This window comes from Caballeronia arationis, assembly GCF_001544975.2.
Lineage (GTDB): Bacteria > Pseudomonadota > Gammaproteobacteria > Burkholderiales > Burkholderiaceae > Caballeronia > Caballeronia arationis.
Window position 1 is genome coordinate 109,141 of record NZ_FCOG02000015.1, and the last position, 21,733, is coordinate 130,873.

Consider the following 21,733-nt stretch of genomic DNA (forward strand, 5'->3'; position numbering starts at 1 on the left):
AGGCTTCCGCGCTCAGGAAATGGCGGGCGCTCCGTTCGGCACCGGCGCATCCTTCGACGTCACGCTCATCTCTCTGAGCAGCGTATCGCACAAGGCGATGACCTTCGCCGAACTCTCCCCGTTGAAGAGCGCGTGATCGATATCGTCGAAGACTGCGACACGCACTGACCCATAGCGCGAAAGTCGCTTGCCGTGCTTGCCGAAATGCGCGGCCAGCATGTCCATGCTGCTGTCATAGGCGCCGTAGACCAGCACTGTGCGAACGCCTTTCGCGTCGAGCGCATGCAGCATCGCGCCCGGCTCGGCAGGCACTTCTTTGGATGCGGACTGACGCCGGTCGAGCCCGAGCGCATCGACGACGCGCGTTCGCACACGTGTCGTCAGATTGCTAGCGATGAACTTCACGATCGGCATGATGCTCCGTTCGCCGCGGAACACGCGCTTCCACTTCGCCGGGTCGAATACCGAGATCGCGTAACCCGCCAGCGAATTGCGCGCGGCATCGCGCGTGCGGTCCAATGAGGTTTGCCGCGGCATTGTGAACGTGGGAATGTTGACCGTGACGACGCCCGTCAGCGCGGGCTCCACGATCGCGGCGCGTAGTGCGTGATACGCGCCCGAGCAGATGCCGAACGAAACTATGTTGCGAAAGCCCTTCGCCGCGAGCCAGCGCGCTGCGTCAGCCGTATCTTCAGTGGCACACGGCGCATAGATGTGCGTGAACGGCTTGCCGGGCTTCATATCGCCCTCTTCGGGCGGACTGTCGCCGCGCCCGCGTGCGTCATAACGCAGCGATGCAATGCCGCGCCGCGCCAGTTCGCGCGCGATGCGCACCGAAAGCCTGCTGTCGCCGACATGCGAACTCGCTGACGTATTCGCGATGAGCAGGACCGAATTGCGCGCGAGCACAGTGCGCGGCTCGCAAAGGATACCGAACAGCTGGTGGTCCTCGATGAGCACTGGCCGTTCCACCGCTTCGGGCGTTTCGATCAGCAGATCGCCGGACCATGACCCGGACCTGGGCGGCATCTGCGCATCGCGCGCGCTGCCCTGGGACATCCATTCGACGACGCTCGCAAAGGTATTCGCCGGAAGTTCGGAGAGAACACTCTCCTGAGCGAACGCCGTGAATTCATCAAAGGAACGATACTCGACGCTCACGTCGTGCGCGATCAGCGCCGAACGCAGCGATTCGCTTGCGGCCGCCCGTGCGTGTGCAATCAGCACGCGTGCCGCTGGCCTGCATGCGGCGCCATGCATCATCGCGGCGGCATCAAAGGTTTCGAGCGACACCTTGAGTTCGTCGCTGTAGATCTGCCCGAGCACGTTTAGCGGTCCGCTCGCGGGCTGCGCGGCCTGTAGCGGCGCCGACAACTGATCGAACCACGTCTTGCGGACCATCGTCAATTCGCGCAGGTAGGCGCGGCCGCTGATCACGGGCGCGAGCAGCACGATGTCGTCGACGGGACGATGCCGCGCTGCACTCAACGCAAGCGCTGCGCCGACGCGCAGGCCGCATAGCGTGACATGCGCGACGCCCGTCTCCTGCCTGAACCATTCGATGGCGGTCTCGATGTCGAACACAGCCGATTCGAACTGGTCGGCGCTGCCATCGGCGCCCGCCGAGTCGCCGGTGCCGATATAGTCGAAGCGCAACGCCCAGATGCCGCGCGCGGCGAGTTCCTCTGCCATGTGACGCATGCCGTTGCGCGTCCACACGGACTCGTGGCCGAGCGTGTTGCAGAGGATCACGCCGCGATCGCCGCTTCCTTCATGCAACCAGCCGAACCGTCCCCCGAAGACTATTGGTTTCAATATTGTTCCCTCGTCTCTCGATCGCCGGCGCGAGGAATTCGTATTGACATCCCCCCGCGGTCGCTCTCGATGGTTTGGTCGTCGCGCCCGTTCCTGCGATGCGTCGAATGTGAGCCATCATTGTCTGCGAGCGGCCTCACACTCGATCGTTATGGTGCGCACATTACAAATGTAATGGCTGATGCGCTGGCATCGGTGGGCTTGCGGGCTGCATCTGAACGGCAGGCGACAGTGCCAGAAGATTGCGCCAGCGCGTAGCGAACGCGGTCACGCTGTAATGGGCCTCGCAATACGAAGCAAACGTGGCGGCCGCATCGAGCACGGCGTCGAGATTCTGCGACGGATCGGTGACGAAGCGTTCGAGGTCTGCCTCGCTCATCGCGAGCGAATCATCGTGAAAGCCGAGACCTTCGTACGCGGTCGCGTTGCCGACCGGCGGGCAGCCATGCGAGATCGCTTCGAGCACCTTCGACTTGATGCCGCCGCCAAGGAATGCCGGGCACATTGCGATGGAACTGGTGGTGTACACATCGTCGTGCGAAGGCGCAAAGCCCGCGAAGCGAACGTTAGGCACGGCATCGTACTCGCGCACCATCCGACCATAGATGACGAGCGGCGTGCGCGGCTCCAGCCGCTTCCATAGTCCGAGCAGATAGTCGATGGAAAGCCGGTTCTGCAACTGGGTATCCGAACCGATGAACACGAATCGAAGCGGATCGGAGGGCCGCGTCAAGGGTCTCGTCGATGTCACCGGCGGCGCGATCACATGGATCTTTCGCATCGCCCGGGCATCGAGCAGCGCGCCCAGTGCTCTGGCGTCGTCCGTCGAAACGAGCGTGACTGCGTGCGCCGCTTCCACGGCCTGACGCTCCTGTCGCTGCAGGCAATATCGCTCGTATTGCAGGAACGTCTGACGGATGAAGCTCGCATTGGCGAGCCTGACGAGCGGTCCCGGGATCGACTTCGTCAGATAACCGGGAGAAACCGGCAAGCGCGCGTCGTGAAGAATCGCGGCACGGCGCGACATCAGATCGTCGAAGTCGAAGATGATCGGCCGACGCCCGATCAGCACGCGGATGCCCGGCGCATAGTCGACCAGCCGGATGCCGTCGAGATAGACCACGTCGGGCTTGAATTCGGCGATGACGGCAGCAAGTTCGCGCTCCTTGCGGCGATCGGCGAACATCGCGACCTGAAGCGCACACGGTACGCCCGTCGCAATGCCTCGCAACAGGCGAAGGAACGCACCCATCTTTGCCGTCAGCCCGCCCGATTCGAACAGCGAGCGGACCGTGAACTCGCGCAGTTCCACTTCGCTTCCGATCGCTTCCCGGATAAAGCGCAGCGTACGTTCGCGCCCGTTCGTCGCCTCGGGAGGAATCTCCCGCGTCATCACCATCAGTACCCGCTTTCTCATAAGCAACCCCGTGCTTGTTCTTTACACCGCTTGCTATTTGTCGGACGCATCGGCCTCGACATTGCGATCGATGTCCCGTCGCGAACGCGCCGTTCTGAAACGCGCCGTCACTGCCGACGTCAATACCCTTTCCAGTTCGAGCGCCTGCTTCGGCGGCACGAAACGTTCGCGTTGCGCGTGGCAACGCGAAGCCATGTCCGCATAGAAGGCGCGATCCGTCGCCAATCGTCCGATCAGTGCCCCGAGCGCACCGGTATCGCCCTTCGGTACGACGAGTTCCGGCATGCCTTCGTAGACCTCGGGCAGGCCGCCCGAAGCAAACGCGATCGATGGCTTGCCCAACTCCCACGGCTCGATCGCGACGATGCCGAACGGTTCGTCCCACATCGAGGTGACGACGACGAGGTCCACCATTTCGTAGAACGCCTCCCGGTCCATGAAGCCGTGGTGTTTGACCGTGAGGCCGGGGTACTGGCGAATCAGATCGGGCAGGAAGCCTTCTTTGTCCCTGCCGGCGATGTGCAGTTCGATCCCCTGGACGTTCGCGCGCTCGACGCTCGCGAACAATGGCGCGATGCCCTTGGTTTCGTCGATGCGTCCGATGAAGCCGATGCGAAACGGCGTCCCCGGCGCACCCGGTCGCCTCGGGATGAACGAGATCCTCGCGGGCGCGTTATGCGCCACGGTCCGCTCGCCTCCCGCAAAAAAGCCGAGTTCGCGATGACGCTCCTCCACGAACCGGCTCACGCTAACCGAGTGACCGACGAAACGCGACAGCCATGCCTTGGGTCGTGCGAAGCTCCGGCACTGACCGCACGGTGTCGAGCACGAATGTCCGTTCTTGAACATCGTCGAACGCGGACACACGAGCCAGTAATCGTGATTGATGTGCACGACTGGAACACGACGCAACCACGCCGCGATCCACATCGCCGGCCCAAGGCCCTTCAGCGTGTTCGTGCAGAGTACGTCGGCGTCCAGTTGCCTGAGCTTGCGCAACGCCATTACGAACACGAGCGGATTGAACAGGTCGATCACGCCAAACAGCGTCTTCTTGAGAAAGCCGCGCTCGGTATGGGCAAACTGGTTGTACACGTTCACGTTCGGAAGCAGATGCACGTCGATGCCATCGACGACCGTGCGGCTGCCCGCCCGCGTATCGGACAAGGTGAGCACGCTGACTTCATGTCCGCGCGCGCTCAGTTGCAGCGCGAGCGCGTGAACCATCACTTCGGCGCCGCCAACGACATTCGGGGGAAAGCGATTGGCACTGAGGCAGATCTTCATGCGCGCTCCGTGCGGTGAAGTGCGAACCCAAAAGTGATCGCCCAGAACAACACGAGCGACAGCGCAGTGCCCGTCGCCGGCGCGTACATCATGAGCGAACGCGGCATGACCACCGGTGCAGCCGCGATGGCCGCGACGGTCATCGCCTGCTTGATCATGACGAGACGATAGCGGCGCGCCGCCACGAGCCAGGTGCTGAGTCCCGCATCGGCAAACGTGGCGATTGCGCATGCAGTCGCATAGATCATGACCGGCACGCCCGCTTGGAAAGCCGGTCCGTAGATGAGCAGGAACGCGCGTTCCCCGATGAAGATACTGCCGACCCACGCGATCACACCAACCGCGGCCAGATAGAGCGCGAGCTTGCTCGCCCTCGCGACGAGTTGCCGTTCGTTGCGTGCGGCGTAGACCATCGACGGAGCAAGCGCAAGCGCGAGAGTCGTACCGACCGAATTCCACTGCTCGACGAGCGATGCTGCCGCCGCATAGATGCCGAGATCGGCCTTCGACATCATCACGCCGAGCAGCAAGCGATCCATGCGCAGCACGACGACGCTCGCCGCTATCGCGGGCCAGATCTTGAGCCCGCGCAAGACGAGCGTTTTGGTGACGATGGCATCGCCTATAAAGGACTTCGGCGTGCGGAACGCAAGCGACCGATAACGGCTGAACGGCGCTACCGCAGCGACGCAAGCTTCGAGCGGCCACGCGAACGAAGCAACGATTGCACCGACCGACGCATGGGCCGCGCCGAGCAGCCACAGCACGCGCACGCCGCTCGCGTACGCCTTCGCCCGCGTAATGACCCACGGCTTGGTTTCCGCATAGGCCATCAGCGAGCCAAGCGCGAGCGGTTCGACGATCAGGACCAATGCCGCGATGAGGGTCAGCGCCGTCGCGCTCGATGATGGCATCGCGATGGCCACGGCCGCCATGAAGAGGATCATCACCGCGACCGTCAGCGTCAGGCGCAAACGGAAGGTCCGATAAAAGACGATGTGCCGCAGGCGTCGATGCTTCCCGAGGATCGGTGCGATGGTGGGAGAGCCAAAGATCAGCGCCACGCTGCCGACCACATAAGCAAGCGACAGCGCAAACTGAAGCTCCCCGAAAAGCTGCGCTCCGTAAATGTTCGCGAACAGATGGTTGCTTGCGATTGCCGCGAGCGCGCCGACTACCTTCTCGCAGACCACACCCGAGAACGACGAAAAGAGGAGCTGCACTAGCGAGTTCACGTTATCCCCGTATGCGGCGATGGAACCCGGGAGCGCGGGCATCGACGCAATACCACCAGGCGAGCGCGATCAGCACGTATCCGAGCGTGCGCAAGCCAAACAGATTCCAGTACTCGCCCTGCTGCAAACCGAAGCCAGCATACGAGACGATCTTTGTCACGAGCCATAGCATTACGACACCGCCTCGCTGCGTCACGACAATCTGAGCCGCCGCGAGGGCGCCATACACGACGCCGGTGAATGCAATGAAGAGCGCCGCGCCCGCGAAGCCGAACCAGTAGACGGGCACCGCCATCTGCCCCATCGTGAACGTCACGTCGTCGTGAACGTAGGCGCGCAGCACGTCGGGCGTTCCGTAGGCGAGCATCACGTCGCGCAGACCGCTGACCGCGCGGTCGCTGAAGAACGTCGGCGCCGCGGGCGATGCCAGCGAACTCAGCACGCGGGTGAATGCGGCTGCGCCGCCAGTGGGCGCATCAAAGAGGCCAGCGTCGCTGTCGACTACATACCAGACCTGCCCTTGCAGCAAGACGCGCGACATGACCGTGTCCGACAGGTCGAGCCCTTGTCCCTTGTAGGCATAGAACACCGACGCACAGCCAAGCGCGAGCGCAATTGCCGCGCCAATGCCGAGATAGCGAACCACGCGCTCGCCGTTCGCGGCTTCGATGGCAATGAACGGCACGAGCACCGCGAGACCCACGCCCAGCACCGACATGAACTGCTCGCCGTGCAGCACCAGAAGCGCCACGTCCGCCACGATCATCACGATCGCGGTCCACCTGACCATGCGGTTCGGCGCCGAACAGAACGTGCCGAGCAGCACGGCGACGAACAACTGATTGTTCAGAAACAGGTTGAAGAGCGGCCCGGCATCCGCGCTGTCGTTGCGCAAAGCGAATCGGTTGACGCCCTTGAGCAGCGCGAAGCCTTCCGTCGCACCGGCTATTACGCCCGTTGCGATCACGGCCGCGCCAAGCGCGAGCCCGAGCGCGATGCTGCCCTGCTCCGCCGTCATGCGCGGCACGACCGGCCCACGCACGCGATCCTCGCGATACAGATAGTTGAACCCGACGAGAGCGCATGCCACGAAGACCAGATAGAACCAAAGGAGCCGGCCGAAGGCGCCGGTTGCTTCACCCTGCACCCCGGTCTCGACGAGATAGCCGCCGCTCTCGATGCCGACGCCCGCGACGAACACTGACAGACTGATGGCAAAGAGATAGAGCAGCGACACCGAAAACACCGGCCGCGCAATGACCAGCGCGACGAGCCCCACGCCCGCGAGTGCGAGCGCTCCCGTCGCGCTGTACGGCGCAAGACCGAGCGACGGCAGCGCCGCGTTGGTCAGGAACGCGAGCGCATAGAACGCGGGAAAGATCAGACCGGTAGCGGAGTACGCCGCCGCGCCTGAATTTCCCGCTCGCATCGATTGGTGTGCTCCCATCAGAGTCCTTTGATCCCCTACACCTGCTGCTGTGTTGCACGACGCAGTGCGCGGTGCAGGTCCGCGCTGACCGCCGCGCTGGAAAAGCGCCGTGCATTCGCCCTGCCGCTTTGCGCCAGCGTGCGGCGCAATTGCTCGTCCTTCAAGATCCGCTCGATCTCCCTGCGCCAGCCGGCGGTCTGCGTCGGTTCGCTCACGGCGAGAAACGAATCCGCCATCGTGAACCGGTACACAGGCAGATCGGAAGCGATCACCGGAAGCCCTACCAGCTGCGCTTCGATCACGGTGCGCCCGAAGCCCTCGTGCAGCGTCGGCGACACATAGGCGTCAGCCGCCTGATAGCAAAACGCCAGGTCTTCATCGCTCGCCCCTTCGATGAAATGCGCCTTGATGCCCGCATCGCGGGCGATGTCCGCGCATTCCTTGCGGTTCGCGGCGTTCTGCGCCTTGCCGACGCGCAGCATCATCACGTCCTTGCGGCCGAGTTCCGCCAAAGCGCGAAACACGGCAGCGTTGTTCTTGCGCGTTTCGTCTGTCCCTACGTTGAGAAATACTGCTTCGTCGCCGATCGCAACACCCAGCTTCTCGCGCAAGTGCTCCCGAGCGCGTTGCCGCACGCCGGCATCAATCGGCACGATCCTTTCGTCAAAAGCGTTAGGCACGAGCTCGATGCGATCCGGCCTGATCCCGAGCTCCTCGATCCCGTCGCTGACAGTAACGCCCGTCGTCGAAACAACGAGATCGGCCTTGGCGATCAGCGGTTGCAGCATGCGCATGTAGCGGGCCTTCAACGTCTCGACGATTCCGCGCGTACGATCGGGAAAGATGACGTGATGCATCACGATGCATACCTTCCCGCGCGCAAGCCGCACGAACGGGATCATGTACGCCATGTCTTCCTGGTAAAGCACGATAAGATCGGCCGAGCGCGCTGCGAGCATCGCGCGCAGCGGATAAAGCACGAAATGCGTCCAGTAGCGCTTAAGCGAGCGCGGCGCGGCAGGGATGTCGATGGATTCGACCGTGAAGTCGTCAAATGTCTTGATGATCTCGAGGCAATCGAGGCTGTAGCGCATAACCCCATTCCAGCTTGCCGGCCGAGGTCCCAGGAACCAGACGACGCGCGTCCTCGTCGTCTCCTCCAGAGGCCCCGACTTGTTCAACAACGATTTGCTGATTGCATCCATGCCGCCGGTTCTCCATGACAGCGCGAGAGTCGCGCCTGTCGCTTCATTCGATTTTGCTGATTCTTTCCGGCGGGCTCAGGCTCCGTCGAGGTAGCGGTAGGCGTCCGAGTAATACCCATAGCGCAGCGGCGACGGCTCGAAGCCGTTGAACACCAGACCGTCCACCTCCGTGCCCACTTTGGAGAGACGCGAGACGGACTCGACCACTTCCGAATAGCTCACCTTCCCCTGTCGCGCCACGAAGAGGGTCACGTCGGCAAAGCGCGATATCACGGCGGCATCGGCCGCAGGAAGTACCGGCGGCGAATCGATCACGATCATGTCGTACTGTTCGCGCATCGATTCGATGAGCGCGGAGACCTTCTCCGAGCCCAGGAGCTTGCGCATGTGTCTGACGTGCTTGCCTGCAGGAAGCGCGTGCAGGTTCTCGAACGGCTCGGTGATCGCCTTGCCGGGCGCAATCGTTCCCTGCAGTACGCCTGCCAGCCCGTGACTGCCCTTGACCTGCATGTAGCGCTCGATGGTCGACTTGCGCATGTCCGCATCGATCAGGAGCGTCTTCAAACCCTTTTCCGCATACAGATAGGCGAGATTGGCCGAGATCATCGACTTGCCCTGTCCCGGCACGGCCGACGTCACCAGCACGACCTTCGCGCCAGCCGTCGATGCAAGCTTGTATTGAAGCGAATGCGCGAGTGAGTCCATCGCCTCGACGAGCGGCGTGTCCGATTGCTCCTTGCTCACCATGAACCGCGGGATGTTCGAAACGCTCGCTTCGAGCTGGTGCGGCGAGATGGGCAGTACGCCGAGCGTCTGAATGCCGACCATCGACTCGAGCCGTTTGGGATCGCGGATGCTCCCGGACAGAAGCGGAATGAGTTGCGTCGCGAGGAAGCCGAGCACCGCGCCGAACGCGGCGCCGAGCAGCACGACGATCACTCGCTTCGGGCGCACAGGCTTTTGCGGAGGCACTGCCTTGTCGACGAGTGCCGCATTGCCCATCGCCCCGGCCTGTGCGATCTGCAACTGCTGCGCGTTGTTCAAGAGGCCCACATACAACTGATTGTTCACTTCGACATCACGTGCGAGGCGCAAGTACTGTTGCTGCATCGCGGGAAGCCGCGCGATCTTGCCTTGCAGTTCCGCCGATTTCTGATCGAGCTGGCGGAACTTGTTGGCTGCCGCGACGAGTTGCGGCTGCTCACCAGTAAAGCGCTGCGCAAGGTCCTGATAGACCAGCCTGGCTTCGAGGCGCGACTTCTCGACCAGCGCCGATTCGTCGAGCAGCATCTTTGCTTCGCCCTGCACGTCGATCGTACCTTCCTTGTTCCGATAGTCGTTAAGCGCCTGCTCGGCCTTCTGCACGCGCTCCTTGACGAGCGGCAATTGCGCGTTCAGGAACGCGAGGCTGCGTTCTGAATCCGCCGCGTGGCGCCTGGCGTTCGATTCGAGATAAGCGGCCGCGACCGCGTTGACAAAGCGCGACGCGAACACCGGGTCCGGATCTTCGAACGCGAGCTGGATGATGTTCGATTGCCGCTTCGTCTCCACCACGTTGAAGACTTTCTGGATCTGTTCGAGCCGTGCCTGAGTCGAGAAGCGCTGCACCGTGAACTCGGTGCCGGGACGCGCAACCATCTTCTGCACGTTCACCGTGTAGCCCGCGGCAGTGCTCGGCGCGCCGACGATCCCGCTCAGCAATTCGTTACCCGCCGCGTCCCTGAGTGTCCATTTGTTGTTTCCTGCGTAATCGAGCGCCAGCTTTTTTCCTAGCTGATCATCCGGCACGTCGAAGGTTTTGAACTCGACCGCCTCTCCGCCCCAGGCCCAGAACGGTTCTTCGATCAAAGGCGCGACAAGTCCACTGGGTTCCTTGGGAAGAATCGAGCCAAGAAATGCGCCGACTAGCGGCAAGCGATTCTTGACGGACACTTCGGCCTGCGCGACGGTCGTCTCCATTGCCTGGGCGAGAACGGTACGCGAGCGAACGATGTCGATCTCCCCGACGACAGGCGAGTCCTGGATATCGAGCGCCTTCGACACATCGGAGAGCGAGCCGAGCGTGCTCGCCTTCCGTTCCTCGATCTGGATCAGCGCATCAGCGGAATAAACCGGCGCGGAGAGCGCGATGTACGTTACAGAGAGCACGAGACACGCGAAGAAGACGCCTATGAAGATCCGTTTATGGTCGAAGACGTTTTCGATCATGTCGAGCAGGGACAGTTTGGTTCCTTGACGCGACCCCTTGTTGTTCCATCCAAGATCGTCGTCAAGGAAAGGTCTGTTGCGGCTCATGCATAGACTCCGTTTTTTCGCAGGAGATGCAAGCACGCCTCTAGCTTGAGCGGCGATGCCTGGAGAAAATTAAACATGTCATAACATGAGACCACAGCGCTTAACGGCATTCTGTTGGCAAGCCAACATGGTTTAGGGACTAAGAGACCGTATCCTCTCATCATTTAATCGACCGGCTTCTCTTAGACATGCTTAGGCCCATAGCGCTTGCCGTTCTGCTCTCGATATCCGCTTTGACAGTCGGTGCTGTCGCCGCCGATTTCGTCTCAACGCTCAATGCGCCCAACACTTCCGCAAGCCCGCTCTTCAAGGGCTCGTCGAATGGAAATCTCGCCGGCACGGCATCGGTGTCTAAGGTCGATGTTCATTCGCTGCTTTACCCGGGAAGCACGACCAAGGTACTCGCGCACTACTTGCCCTGGTGGGGGCCGAGTCCGCGAGGCCTCGACGTAGGCTATCGCTCCGACGATCCGCGTCAGGCGCAACGCACTTTTGACGACATGGCATCGCGCGGCGTGGACGGCGTGATCGTCGACTGGTACGGCGAAGGGCATTTTGTTGATACCGCCTGGAAGGCGTCGATGCCTGCGCTTGCCGCGTTCCCCAAGATGAGCTTTGCGATGATGGTGGATAGCGGCACGTTCAAGTTCAACGCGTGCAAAGGCTGCGACCTCAACCAGACCATTCTTTATCAACTCGATTACATGGCGCGCGAGTATTTTCCTTCGCGCCAATATCTGCGCCATGACGGGCGGCCAGTCGTCTTCGAATTCGGCATGGAGGCCGTGGGCAACGCGGATTGGGCCCGCATACAGGCAGCGCGCCCCGACGTTCTCTGGATCCATATCCATGCACATGGTCTTAATCTTCCCGCAAGCAAAGGCGCTTTCGTCTGGGTAGAGGCGCAATCGAAAGCACGCGCCAAAGGCGACCCAGCCGATCTCACCGGCCTCGACGTCTTCTACAACACGGCAACGAGCCAGCCCTCAAAGATCGCTGTCGGCGGTGTGTGGAAAGGCTTCGACGATTCGATGGCGCCTTGGGCCACCGCTTCTCCGCACGTGCTTGCCCAGGACTGCGGCAGGACGTGGCTCGAAAGCTTCCGGATTCTCAACGAGCACTACAGTGCGCATCAGCAGATTCCATTCCTTCAGCTCGTCACCTGGAACGACTATGAGGAAGGCAGCGCGCTCGAAACCGGTATCGCAAGTTGCGTGAAGATCGACGCGCGCCGCACGGGCCAGATGCTGGCCGTTTCCCTTAGCCATCCTGAGACCGTCGATCATCTTGAGCTCTATGAGCAGGCGGGTCCCGAATCGTTCCGACTCGTCGGACGTTATGCGCCTTCCGTCACGTCGATCCCTCTGACGGAGCCATCGTCCAATCCTTACTTTCTCAAGGCGGTCGGCAAGCCGTTCATGCAAAACGTGATCTCGCCACCCATCAAGTCTGAGTAGTTCATCCGTTTGCGGCTGATCTTCCCTTTAGCAATGAAAAGGCGTCTAGCAAGGCATCGATTCTTAGCGCGCCGTCCAATATTTCGCTTTCGTCTTTTGAACCGAAAAATAAGCGATGACCGACTCCCGCACGCTGTCCCGCTTCCATGTCCGATTGCTTGTCACCGATCAGAATTGAAGCCGGAATATCCAGGTAGAAATCATGCCGCGCCGCGTCAAGCATTCCCGGCAAGGGCTTCCTGCATGCGCAGGATTGCCTGTATGCGCCCGACGCTGCGTCGGGATGATGCGGGCAGTGGTAGACCCTGTCGATCGTCGCGCCTTCTTGAGAAAACCGATCGCTCATCCATCGCATGAAAGACACGAACTGCGCTTCCGTGTAATAGCCACGTCCGATGCCAGCCTGATTCGTCACCACGATCACGGCATAGCCGGCTTCATTTGCCTGACGAACGAGATCGAAGATACCTGCGACGAACACGCATTGCTCGGGTTGGTGAACATAGCCGAAGTCGACATTGATCACGCCGTCCCGGTCGAGGAATAGCGCTTTACGCTTCACGATCGTTGGCCTCGAGCATTTGAGGAATGACGGTCTGAGCGCGCGCATAGTCTTGCGGAATGCCGATGTCGATGAACTCCGTCACGTCGGGAAAGACGCGCATGTCCATCGAAGCAACGCGTTTGGCCAGGAAGTCCTGCTCAAACGAGAATCGGTTGGGCAATTCGCACTCTAGAACGCTTGCCGCCTTGAGCGCGTACGTCCCGGCGTTGATGAAACCGTGTCCTTCACGCTTTTCATGGAACGCGCAAAGTCGCCTGGTCTGCGCATCGAAGGTCAGTGTGCCGTAGCGGGAACCATCCGCCACGGTTGTCGCCGCGATCACAAGATCCGCTTTCGAAGATCGATGGAACGCCGACAGACCGCGCAGATCGAGGTTAGAGATCGTATCGCCGTTCATCACGATCATGTCGGGCGCGCCGTGAGAGCGCAGCGCATGCACGATTGCGCCACCGGTTCCCAACGGTTCATGCTCCTCGACGAACGACACCTCGATGCCGCCACAGGATGTCGCGACGAAGTCCCTAATATGTCGCTGACCATGCCCGATGGCTAGCACGATCTCAGGCACGCCTTGTTGCACAAGCCCATGCAGCATCCATGACAGGAACGGCCGGCCGCCGATCGACGCCAATGCCTTCGGCATCTCGTCGCCGAGGACCGAACGCAAGCGCGTGCCGAGTCCGCCCGCGAGAATGAGGCACGGCAGTACTTCGCTCATCCGAACATCTTCTCTTCGACGATGCCGCATATGATATGACCGCAAAGCAGGTGCGCTTCCTGGATTCGCGGCGTCGACGGCGACGGAATGTCGATAGAGATGTCCGCGAGTTCGCGCATCTGCGCGGCGCCTGCACTGTTACCTGTAAAGCCCACCGTCAACATGCCGGCTGCCCTGGCCGCTTCGAGCGCGCGAATGATGTTGGGCGATCGGCCCGAGGTCGAGTATCCCCAGAACACATCGCCAGCGCGGCCCGATGCCTGTATCTGCCGCTCGAAGAGCCTTTCGTAGCCGTAGTCATTGCCTATGGACGTCATAACCGACGTGTCGACCGTAAGCGCAAACGCGGGCAGCCCGGGTCGGTCGAAGCAGAAGCGGCTCACGAATTCCCCGGCAATGTGCTGCGCATCCGCCGCGCTTCCGCCGTTTCCTGCGAGCAGAACCTTGTTGCCCGCACGAAACGCAGCCGTGATGCGATCGGCGATCTCCCCGACCCGTTTGATCAATTCGCTATCGGCCATCAGCGCCTGCAAAACCGAAAGTGTCTTGTCGATCTCGCCAGTGACAGTCATCGTCATAGCTTTTTTCTCCACGACTGAGCGCCGATATCGGTGAACGTGCAATTGAGCACGTGACCATTGAGCTGGCTGTTTGCGCTTAGCGTGCGCATGACCCGCGGCCGGTCCACCGGGTCGACGAAGAACATCATGAAGCCGCCGCCGCCCGCACCCGACACCTTTCCGGCTTTGGCGCCCGCATTGATCGCGACTTTATAGAGTTCATCGATCATGGGATTCGAGATATTCTTGGCCATGCGTTTTTTTGATTCCCAGGCGTCGGCCATCGAACGCGCGAACGCATGGAAGTCACCGCGCAACACGGCTTCCTTCATGCGAACCGCTTCGGTCTTGACTTCGTGCAGTGCGGCAAGCGGATCGCTCTCGCCATTGGCGACGTTGGCGCTTTGTTCCTTGATGATGTTCGCCGATTCGCGCGAGACGCCGGTGAAGTAAAGCACCAGCGACGCCTCCATCTCCGCCTTGGTTTCCTGCTTGATTCGAAGCGGGTTGACGATCACCCGGTCGCCGTAGAACTCCATGAAGTTCAGGCCGCCGAAGGTCGCCGCGTACTGATCCTGCTTCCCGCCTGCAAGACAAAGATCGACACGCTCGATGTCGTGCGCGAGGTGGGCGATATCGTATTCGCCCAGCGGCAGCGACAGCAGCTCGCAGAACGCCTGAACCAGCGCGACGACGATGGTGGACGACGACCCGAGGCCTGACCCCGGCGGCGCTTCGGAACACGTCGTGATGGTGAGCGCAAGCGGATGTCCGCCGTTGAAGTCCCTGACGATCCGGTTGTACACGCCGACATGCAGCGTGAGACCCGGACGTGTCGCAAGTTCGGGCGCGACAGGACCGCGCCAGGATATGTCGGTATCGGCCGCAACTAGTTCTATTCGTGCGTCGTCACGCGGCGCAATCGACGCATAGGCGAACTTCTCGATGGTCACGTTGAGTGCAAGGCCGCCAAACTGGTCCGAGTAAGGTGGCACGTCCGTCCCGCCGCCCGCCAGCCCCAGACGCAGCGGAGCCCGCGATCGGGCGATGAAGCTAGTCATAATATTCTCTCGCCATGTGGTACATCGCCACTTGCGAATTCGTGATCGCCCGCGCTTTAGCGATTAGCGCATGAACGAACCAAACCCCACTTTTCTTTCGGATACCTTATCTATCAGTCTATAAGTCACTTTCTGGTTATTCCCCGTTCAAGCCAGGCATTCTCTCTACGATTTCTTGTTTCGCTTAGCGCATCGGCAAATGGAGCCAGGATTTCCGTGCCAATGCGAAACCGATTACATGGCGCATTGTGCAGCATGGATCTGGCGGATATGAGTGCGTCTCCGCACGTTGAATGACGCTTTTGAACGGGCGCTTAACTTTAGACAATCACGACGGCATCGAACGCGACGAGCGCAATTGCGGCCTCTCGGAATCTGATTCGGTGTCTAAGCGTTGCTTAAGAGGCGAGGTCGCACGCAAACGTTTGACTCGCTGTCGGGAAGAGTCCGGGGCATCTGGCGTATGCGCGAGATCGTCCCGGATCGTGGCTAGCGCGCACGGCACCTGTGCGCGCATGTGATGAACAGGCAAGCAAGTCACGCGGCAGGGCGCGCGCAATGCGTCTCCGGGGTTCCGACGCCAAGCGTCGAGGATCTCAAACCATGCGAGGTGAGCAGGCGATACAGCGTCACGCGCGAAATCCCCAGTTCGTGAGCCGCGTCGCCGAGGCGTCCACGATGACGCAAGAGCGCAAGTTCGATCGCCTGCCGCTCGGCTGCTTCGCGTGCCTGCGCAAGCGACACCGGCGCCACTTCGACGTATTCGCCCAGTTCGAGATCGCGCGCGGTGATCTGCCGCCCTTCCGACATCACGAGTGCACGCCGCACACGGTTGATCAGTTCGCGCACGTTGCCGGGCCAGCCGTAGTTGTGAAGCGCGGCAATAGCGCACGGCGAAAACCCACGAAGACGCCGGCTCGCATCTTTCTTGAACCGGTCGAACATGTGCTTCGCGAGCAGTTCGATGTCCTTGCCGCGCGCGCGCAGCGGCGGTTCGTCGATCTGCAGCACGCAAAGGCGGTGATACAGGTCGGCACGGAAGCGGCCTTCGATCATCGCCGTCTGCATGTCGACGTGAGTCGCCGAGATGATGCGTACGTCAACGGGCGTCGAGCCGTGACCTCCGAGGCGTTCGACCTTGCGCTCCTGCAGGAAGCGCAGCAGGCTTGCCTGGCTTTCGAGCGGCAGGTCACCGATTTCGTCGAGGAAGAGCGTGCCGCCGTTGGCCGCTTCGACACGGCCGATCTTGCGCTGGTTCGCGCCGGTGAACGCGCCGCGCTCATAGCCGAAGAGTTCAGACTGCAGCAGGTGCGCCGGAATCGCGCCGCAGTTAATCGCGACGAATGGCTCGTTGCGCCGCACCGAACGCTTGTGGATCGCCGCCGCAGTGAGTTCCTTGCCGGTGCCCGATTCGCCGGAAATGAACACGGACGCATCGGTCATCGCGACCTTGCGAATCGAGCGGAAGAGCGCGAGCATCGCGTCGCACGAACCGATCATCTCGTCTTCCGCGCGCGTCGGCGCGTTGCCCCCGTCCGCGTCCTGCAGCGTCAACATGCCGTAGGCGTGGCCGACTGCGTCGACGATACGTTCGTTCGAGCTCGGCAGCGTCACATAATCGAAGCAAAAGTCGCGGATCACCTTCCGCGCGCCCGCCTCCATGACCTGTTCGGGGTGGCCGATCGCGATCCAGCCGATCGACGGAGCAGAGAGCAAGGCCTCGATGACGGGCCAGTCGCGCGGAAACTGGCAATCGGAGAAATCCAGGATGCCCGCGCTGGCGCCGGTGATGCGCCGCGTTGCGTGGGCGCGCTTGCCGGGATCGACCAGTTCGACGTCCCACTGCCGGTCCTTCAGGCGCGCGTGCAGATCGGGACTCAATGCGAGTCCCACGTAATAGAGCTTCCTTGCTTCCCCGGTCATTTTCCTTCTCTCAATGCTTTTAGTTATGAGGAAGCAGTATGCCTTTCGCACGCGATTCGGGATATGGACGGCAAACGTTTCACCGCCGTGAAATCTTTAGATCAATGCAGCTTCGGCGATAAAGGATTTTGAGGGACTAATTGCCGTCAGGCCAAAAACAGCCCAGGAAAATGCTACCGGCGGCCCGTCGGTTCAGGGCGCGACTCACGCGGCGCGCGCCGACAGCGCCTTCAGCAGGCTTTCCACATTCACCGGCTTGACGAAGTGCAGATCGAAGCCCGCCGCCTGGGCGCGCATGCGATCCTCCGCTTGTCCATAGCCCGTGATCGCAATCAGAAGCGGCGTCGTCTCGCCCTTCTTGCGCAACCGCCTCGCCAGTTCGTAGCCATCCATGCCAGGAAGCCCGATATCGAGCAACGCAACATCCGGCTTGAATTCCTGCCCCACGTCGAGCGCCTCCGCCGGCGAGTACGCCACCCTTGTGATGTGGTTCTCGGTCTCGCAGAGCATCGCGAGGGAATCGGCGGCATCGCGATTGTCGTCGACGATCAGAATGCGGCGCACGGCCGCTTCCGGTTGTTCGTCGAGAGCGGAAAGCGTCGCACCCGAATGACGTTCCTGATGATGCAGACGCGGCAGGTCGACGACGACCGTCGTGCCCAGACCCGGCCCGGGACTTTGCACGGAGATTCGCCCGTCGTGCATTTCGACCAGCTTCTTGACGAGCGACAGGCCGATCCCGAGTCCGCCTTCCGACCGGTCGAGCGTGCGCTCGCCCTGGGAGAAGAGATCGAAGATCTTCGGCAGCAGATCGGGCGAAATGCCCGATCCCGTATCCCCGATCACGATCGACACCCACGCATCGTCGGCATGAGCGGTGACGCTGATGCTGCCGCCTTCCGGCGTGTACTTGATCGCGTTGTTAAGGATGTTCACGAGAATCTGCGAGACCCGGGTGACGTCGCCGAAAACCCAGTTGGTAGCGTCGGGCACTTCGACATGCATGTGCTGCGAGCGCGCCTGTGCCATGCCGGCCACCGCCTCGACCGCGTGATACACCGCGGTGCACACCAGGATCGGCTCGCGCTTCAGCGCAATACGACCCTGCGTGATACGCGACACTTCGAGCAGGTCGTCGACGATATGCGTCATGTGCTCGACCTGCCGCTGCATCAGTCCGACGAGGTCCTGTTCGCGATCACCGAGCGGGACATCCTTCTGCATCAGCGCGATGACTGTTCGCAAGGGCGCAAGCGGATTTCGCAATTCGTGCGCGAGCATCGCGAGAAACTCGTCCTTGCGACGGCTCGACTCGCGCAGTATGAGTTCGAGGCGCTTGCGCTCGGTGATGTCGATGACGGAACTGATGATGCGCATCGGCTTGCCGGCGGCGCTGAGTTGCAGCAGCGCGCTGCCCTCTATCCATCGCTCGCGCTCGGAATTGTTCAGGCGGAATTCGAAGTTGGCGCTTGGCTTCTCGCCGTTCGCAAGGCGGCGGATATAGCGGTCGAGCGCGGCCCGGTCTTCCTCGTGCACCCGTTGCAGCGCGGCGATGTAGGGCACGCGTTCGGTCCGTCGCCGGTCACCGCCGTCTTCGATGGAGAGCACCCAGTCGGACAGGTCGAGCGTCGCGATACTGAGCCTGGCGGCCTGCATCGCCACCCTGAGCCTCAGCGAGCGCGCTTCGATCGCCGCCTTGGCCTCGTACTGGGCCGTCACGTCGGTCGTCGTGCCGAACCATTCCTGAACATTGCCGTTCTGATCGCAAAGCGGTGCCGCGCGCGCCTCGACAATCCGATACACGCCATCCTTGCGGCGCAGCCGGAACGTTAGCGACTGCGTGGTCTTCCGGCGTAACGCGTTCTGCCAGCTCTCGCGAGCCATCTCGCGATCTTCCGGATGAACGAGTTCCATCCAGCCCCAGCCCGCGACGCACGAAGGATCGGCGCCCGCGAACTCGTCCCATGAACCGCCCGCCGGCCTGACGCTTCCATCCGGTGTCGCCGACCAGACCATCGCCCCGGTTGATTCGACCAGCGCGCGATAGCGCCGCTCGCTCAGGCTCAGCCGCTCTTCATGAATGCGATGCTCGCTAATGTCGAACGTGACGCCGTACACGCGCACGAGCAACCCCTCGTGGTCGTACTCGGGATGTCCGCGCATGCGAAGCCACCGCTGCGGTGCGATCCGTTCGTCGAGCAGGAAATCGAGTTCGAACGGCGCATGATGCTGCAGGACCGCATCGAGCTTGCGCTGATATAGGTCGCGATACGCGGGTGCCACACGCTCCGTGAGCTCAGCGAGCGTCACGGCGTCGGTGCCTTCGGGGAAGTCGTAGATTTTCGCGAGCTGCGAGGTCATGCGCACGACGCGCGTTTTCATGTCCCATTCCCAGGCGCCCATGCATGCGCCCTGGAATGCGGCCTGAAGACGCCGCTCGCTTGCTTCGTACAGCTCCCACGCGTGCTTGCATTCGTGGATGTCGATTGCAACGCCTACCGTATCGGCGATTCCGCCGAGCTCGTCGCGCGTCGCCTGGAGATGCAGCGTGTGCCAGCGGAACACCCCGTCGGCGCGCATGAGCCTCACGTCGACGTTGCGCAGCAGTGCTCGGCCTGTCATCTGACGAACCGCGTCGATGACGAAAGCGATGTCGTCTGGATAGACGAATACCTTCCAGTGCTGCCCGAGCAGCTTGTCGTAAGGTACGCCGAGATAGAGGCAGGCCCACGGATTCGCGTAGAGGATGCCGCCGTCGCGCGACGCTCGCCAGACGAACGCCGGAAGGAACCGGGCTGGCGCAGGATCCTCGGTACCCTGCGCGGGGTAGTCGTTTGTCGACTGGGTGTCTTCGGCCATGGCAACGCTCTCTAAGACTGTTTTAAGCGGCTGCAACGAAGGCTCTCGCCCGTTAGAGCATACGATACGCCGAACACCCGGGCCAGCACAGTGGCGAATGGGCGTGCGGGTTTAGTCACACGACGACGTCCCTTCATGGGGTGAACAAAACTTCTGCATTTCTGACAATCGAACGTGCGTGTGTTTATGCTGGCAACTGCCCATACGCGCCCTTTTAAACTGAGAATGGCTTGACCCTTCGAAAAGAGGACTTGGATGCAGCGTCTGCGAATCGATTTATCAAGCCGGCTCAAGCAATCGTAGGGCCCATGATCCGGCCGACCACCACCACCGGCGTCTTGCTCGCAGCCATCCTCGGGTCGAGCATGGCGTTCATCGACGGGACCATCGTGAACGTCGCGCTGGCAGCGCTGCAGGCGAGCCTTCACGCGACGGCGAGCAACCTCCAGTGGGTCGTCGAAGCGTACGCGCTGACGCTGGCTTCGCTCCTGCTTCTCGGCGGATCGCTCGGCGATCTCTATGGCCGCCGCAAGGTTTTCGTCGCGGGCGTGCTGATCTTCGCGGCAGCGTCGGCGTGGTGCGGTCTGGCCGGAACGGTGTACACGCTCATCACCGCTCGCGCGATGCAGGGCATCGGCGCGGCACTGCTCGTGCCCGGCAGCCTGTCGCTCATCAGCGCATCGTTTCCAGCGGAAACGCGCGGCCACGCTATCGGAACGTGGTCTGCATTCACCGCGATCATGGCGGCGTTCGGCCCGGTCGCGGGCGGCTGGATGATCGAGCAGTTTTCGTGGCGCGCGGTCTTCTTTATCAACCTGCCGCTCGCCGCCGTTGTCGTGTGGATCACACTTTCCAGCGTTCCCGAAAGCCGCAACGATTCGATGCCGCGAGCGCTCGACTGGCCGGGCGCCCTGCTCGCCTGCACCGGTCTCGGGTGCGTGACTTTTGCGCTCATCGAAGCCGCTCGCGGCGGGACCATCGTCGCGGCGACCGCAGTGTGCGGAGTCGTCGCGCTCGGTCTCTTCGTGGTCGTCGAGGCGCGCTCCGCGTCGCCGATGGTGTCGCTCGCGCTCTTTCGGTCGCTCACGTTTACCGGCGCGAACCTCATCACGCTGTTTCTTTACGCGGCTTTCGGAGGCACGCTGTACTTCCTGCCGCTCCACCTGATCCAGGTCGAACGCTATACCGCCACGGAGGCAGGCGCCGCGCTACTGCCGCTCATTCTTCTTATCTTTGTACTCTCTCGCTGGTCCGGCGGCCTGATCGCAAGCCACGGCGCACGACTTCCGCTCGTCGTCGGGCCGCTCGTCGTCGCTGCGGGATTCGCGTGGCTTGCTGGGTCCGCATCGGCCAGGACCGACGCTTCATACTGGACCACGATCTTTCCGCCAATGTTCGTGCTCGGTCTCGGCATGGCGATCTGCGTCGCTCCACTGACGACGACGGTCATGAACGCGGTTCACATGAACGATGCTGGCGTGGCATCCGGCGTGAACAACGCCGTCTCGCGGATCGCCGGGTTGCTCGCGATTGCCGTATTCGGAGTCGTGCTCTCCGTTCGCTTCGACGGCGCGCTGCAACAAAAACTCGAAGCGCTTGCGCTGGGCGCCGATGCGCGACACGCGGTCTATATGCAGCGCGCGTTGCTCGCGGGCATTCATAGCGAAAATCCGGGCGTGGCCCGGGCGGTCGGCGAGTCGTTCGTATCGGGATACCGCTTCGTGCTGGTCATTGCCGCCGCACTCGCCTTCGCGAGTGCGGCCAGCGCTTATCTGCTGCTGCCCAGGAAAGACGCCGCGGATACGGCGCGCGAACGACCTGAACCTTAGAGATTACGTAGCTTTTAATTAAGTTACGAATTCCACTACGGGTGACAGGCTACTTGTTTCCGCGATTGACCTGGGAAA

Annotated in this window: 15 protein-coding genes; 2 read left to right on the forward strand and 13 right to left on the reverse strand. The window is 61.9% G+C overall.

All coding sequences use genetic code 11. From position 1 onward, the window contains the following. Positions 1 to 12: 12 nt before the first annotated feature. The 7 genes from AWB81_RS11840 to AWB81_RS11865 all read right to left on the reverse strand — a co-directional run bounded on the left by AWB81_RS11840 (position 13) and on the right by AWB81_RS11865 (position 10,683). Positions 13 to 1,815 carry a serine aminopeptidase domain-containing protein gene (locus AWB81_RS11840; RefSeq protein ID WP_062635407.1) on the reverse strand — a complete coding sequence of 601 codons (1,803 nt, stop codon included), beginning with the start codon at positions 1,813 to 1,815 and terminating at the stop codon, positions 13 to 15. Positions 1,816 to 1,978: 163 nt separating this feature from the next. Next, positions 1,979 to 3,232: a glycosyltransferase gene (locus AWB81_RS11845; RefSeq protein WP_087134903.1), complete on the reverse strand. Its 1,254-nt coding sequence runs from the start codon at positions 3,230 to 3,232 to the stop codon at positions 1,979 to 1,981. 33 nt (positions 3,233 to 3,265) lie between these two features. Continuing rightward, positions 3,266 to 4,519: a glycosyltransferase gene (locus AWB81_RS11850; RefSeq protein ID WP_062635411.1), complete on the reverse strand. Its 1,254-nt coding sequence runs from the start codon at positions 4,517 to 4,519 to the stop codon at positions 3,266 to 3,268. Continuing rightward, positions 4,516 to 5,754 (reverse strand): MATE family efflux transporter, encoded by a 1,239-nt coding sequence (locus tag AWB81_RS45675; RefSeq protein ID WP_159938877.1) that lies wholly within the window; start codon positions 5,752 to 5,754, stop codon positions 4,516 to 4,518. The genes AWB81_RS11850 and AWB81_RS45675 overlap by 4 nt, the downstream gene beginning before the upstream one ends. A 1-nt stretch (position 5,755) precedes the next feature. Continuing rightward, the gene (locus AWB81_RS11855) at positions 5,756 to 7,201 is read right to left on the reverse strand and encodes a DUF6418 domain-containing protein (RefSeq protein ID WP_235025768.1); all 1,446 of its coding nucleotides are present in this window, start codon (positions 7,199 to 7,201) and stop codon (positions 5,756 to 5,758) included. 17 nt (positions 7,202 to 7,218) lie between these two features. Further along, positions 7,219 to 8,277, reverse strand: coding sequence for a glycosyltransferase (locus AWB81_RS11860; RefSeq protein WP_062635418.1), 1,059 nt, complete (start codon positions 8,275 to 8,277; stop codon positions 7,219 to 7,221). 186 nt (positions 8,278 to 8,463) lie between these two features. Beyond that, complete coding sequence (locus tag AWB81_RS11865; RefSeq protein ID WP_062635425.1) at positions 8,464 to 10,683, reverse strand: polysaccharide biosynthesis tyrosine autokinase; 2,220 nt, start codon at positions 10,681 to 10,683, stop codon at positions 8,464 to 8,466. Positions 10,684 to 10,916: 233 nt separating this feature from the next. Here AWB81_RS11865 and AWB81_RS11870 point away from each other — a divergent pair, with 233 nt between their 5' ends. Continuing rightward, positions 10,917 to 12,140, forward strand: a complete 1,224-nt coding sequence (locus tag AWB81_RS11870; protein ID WP_235025769.1) for a glycoside hydrolase family 71/99 protein — start codon at positions 10,917 to 10,919, stop codon at positions 12,138 to 12,140. Position 12,141: 1 nt separating this feature from the next. Here the strand turns inward: AWB81_RS11870 and AWB81_RS11875 are convergent, their stop codons facing one another. From AWB81_RS11875 to AWB81_RS11900, 6 genes are all read right to left on the reverse strand, one after another. Next, positions 12,142 to 12,702, reverse strand: coding sequence for a D-glycero-alpha-D-manno-heptose-1,7-bisphosphate 7-phosphatase (locus AWB81_RS11875; protein ID WP_087134906.1), 561 nt, complete (start codon positions 12,700 to 12,702; stop codon positions 12,142 to 12,144). After that, complete coding sequence (locus AWB81_RS11880) at positions 12,692 to 13,453, reverse strand: nucleotidyltransferase family protein (RefSeq protein WP_235025770.1); 762 nt, start codon at positions 13,451 to 13,453, stop codon at positions 12,692 to 12,694. The genes AWB81_RS11875 and AWB81_RS11880 overlap by 11 nt, the downstream gene beginning before the upstream one ends. After that, positions 13,420 to 14,001, reverse strand: a complete 582-nt coding sequence (locus tag AWB81_RS11885; protein ID WP_087134907.1) for a D-sedoheptulose-7-phosphate isomerase — start codon at positions 13,999 to 14,001, stop codon at positions 13,420 to 13,422. Before AWB81_RS11885 ends, AWB81_RS11880 begins: the two co-directional genes overlap by 34 nt. Beyond that, a complete protein-coding gene (locus AWB81_RS11890) occupies positions 13,998 to 15,044 on the reverse strand; it encodes a GHMP family kinase ATP-binding protein (RefSeq protein WP_062635433.1) in 1,047 nt (348 codons plus the stop codon). Before AWB81_RS11890 ends, AWB81_RS11885 begins: the two co-directional genes overlap by 4 nt. Positions 15,045 to 15,581: 537 nt before the next feature. Beyond that, entirely contained in the window at positions 15,582 to 16,967 is a 1,386-nt protein-coding gene (locus AWB81_RS11895) for a sigma-54 dependent transcriptional regulator (protein ID WP_062635435.1), read from the reverse strand. 204 nt (positions 16,968 to 17,171) lie between these two features. Further along, on the reverse strand, positions 17,172 to 19,826 hold the full coding sequence (locus AWB81_RS11900; RefSeq protein ID WP_062635437.1) for a PAS domain-containing hybrid sensor histidine kinase/response regulator: 2,655 nt from the start codon (positions 19,824 to 19,826) through the stop codon (positions 17,172 to 17,174). Between the two features lie 308 nt (positions 19,827 to 20,134). On the opposite strand from AWB81_RS11900, the gene AWB81_RS11905 reads away from it, so the two are divergent. Beyond that, a complete protein-coding gene (locus AWB81_RS11905) occupies positions 20,135 to 21,655 on the forward strand; it encodes a DHA2 family efflux MFS transporter permease subunit (protein WP_062635439.1) in 1,521 nt (506 codons plus the stop codon). The last annotated feature ends 78 nt before the right edge of the window (positions 21,656 to 21,733 follow it).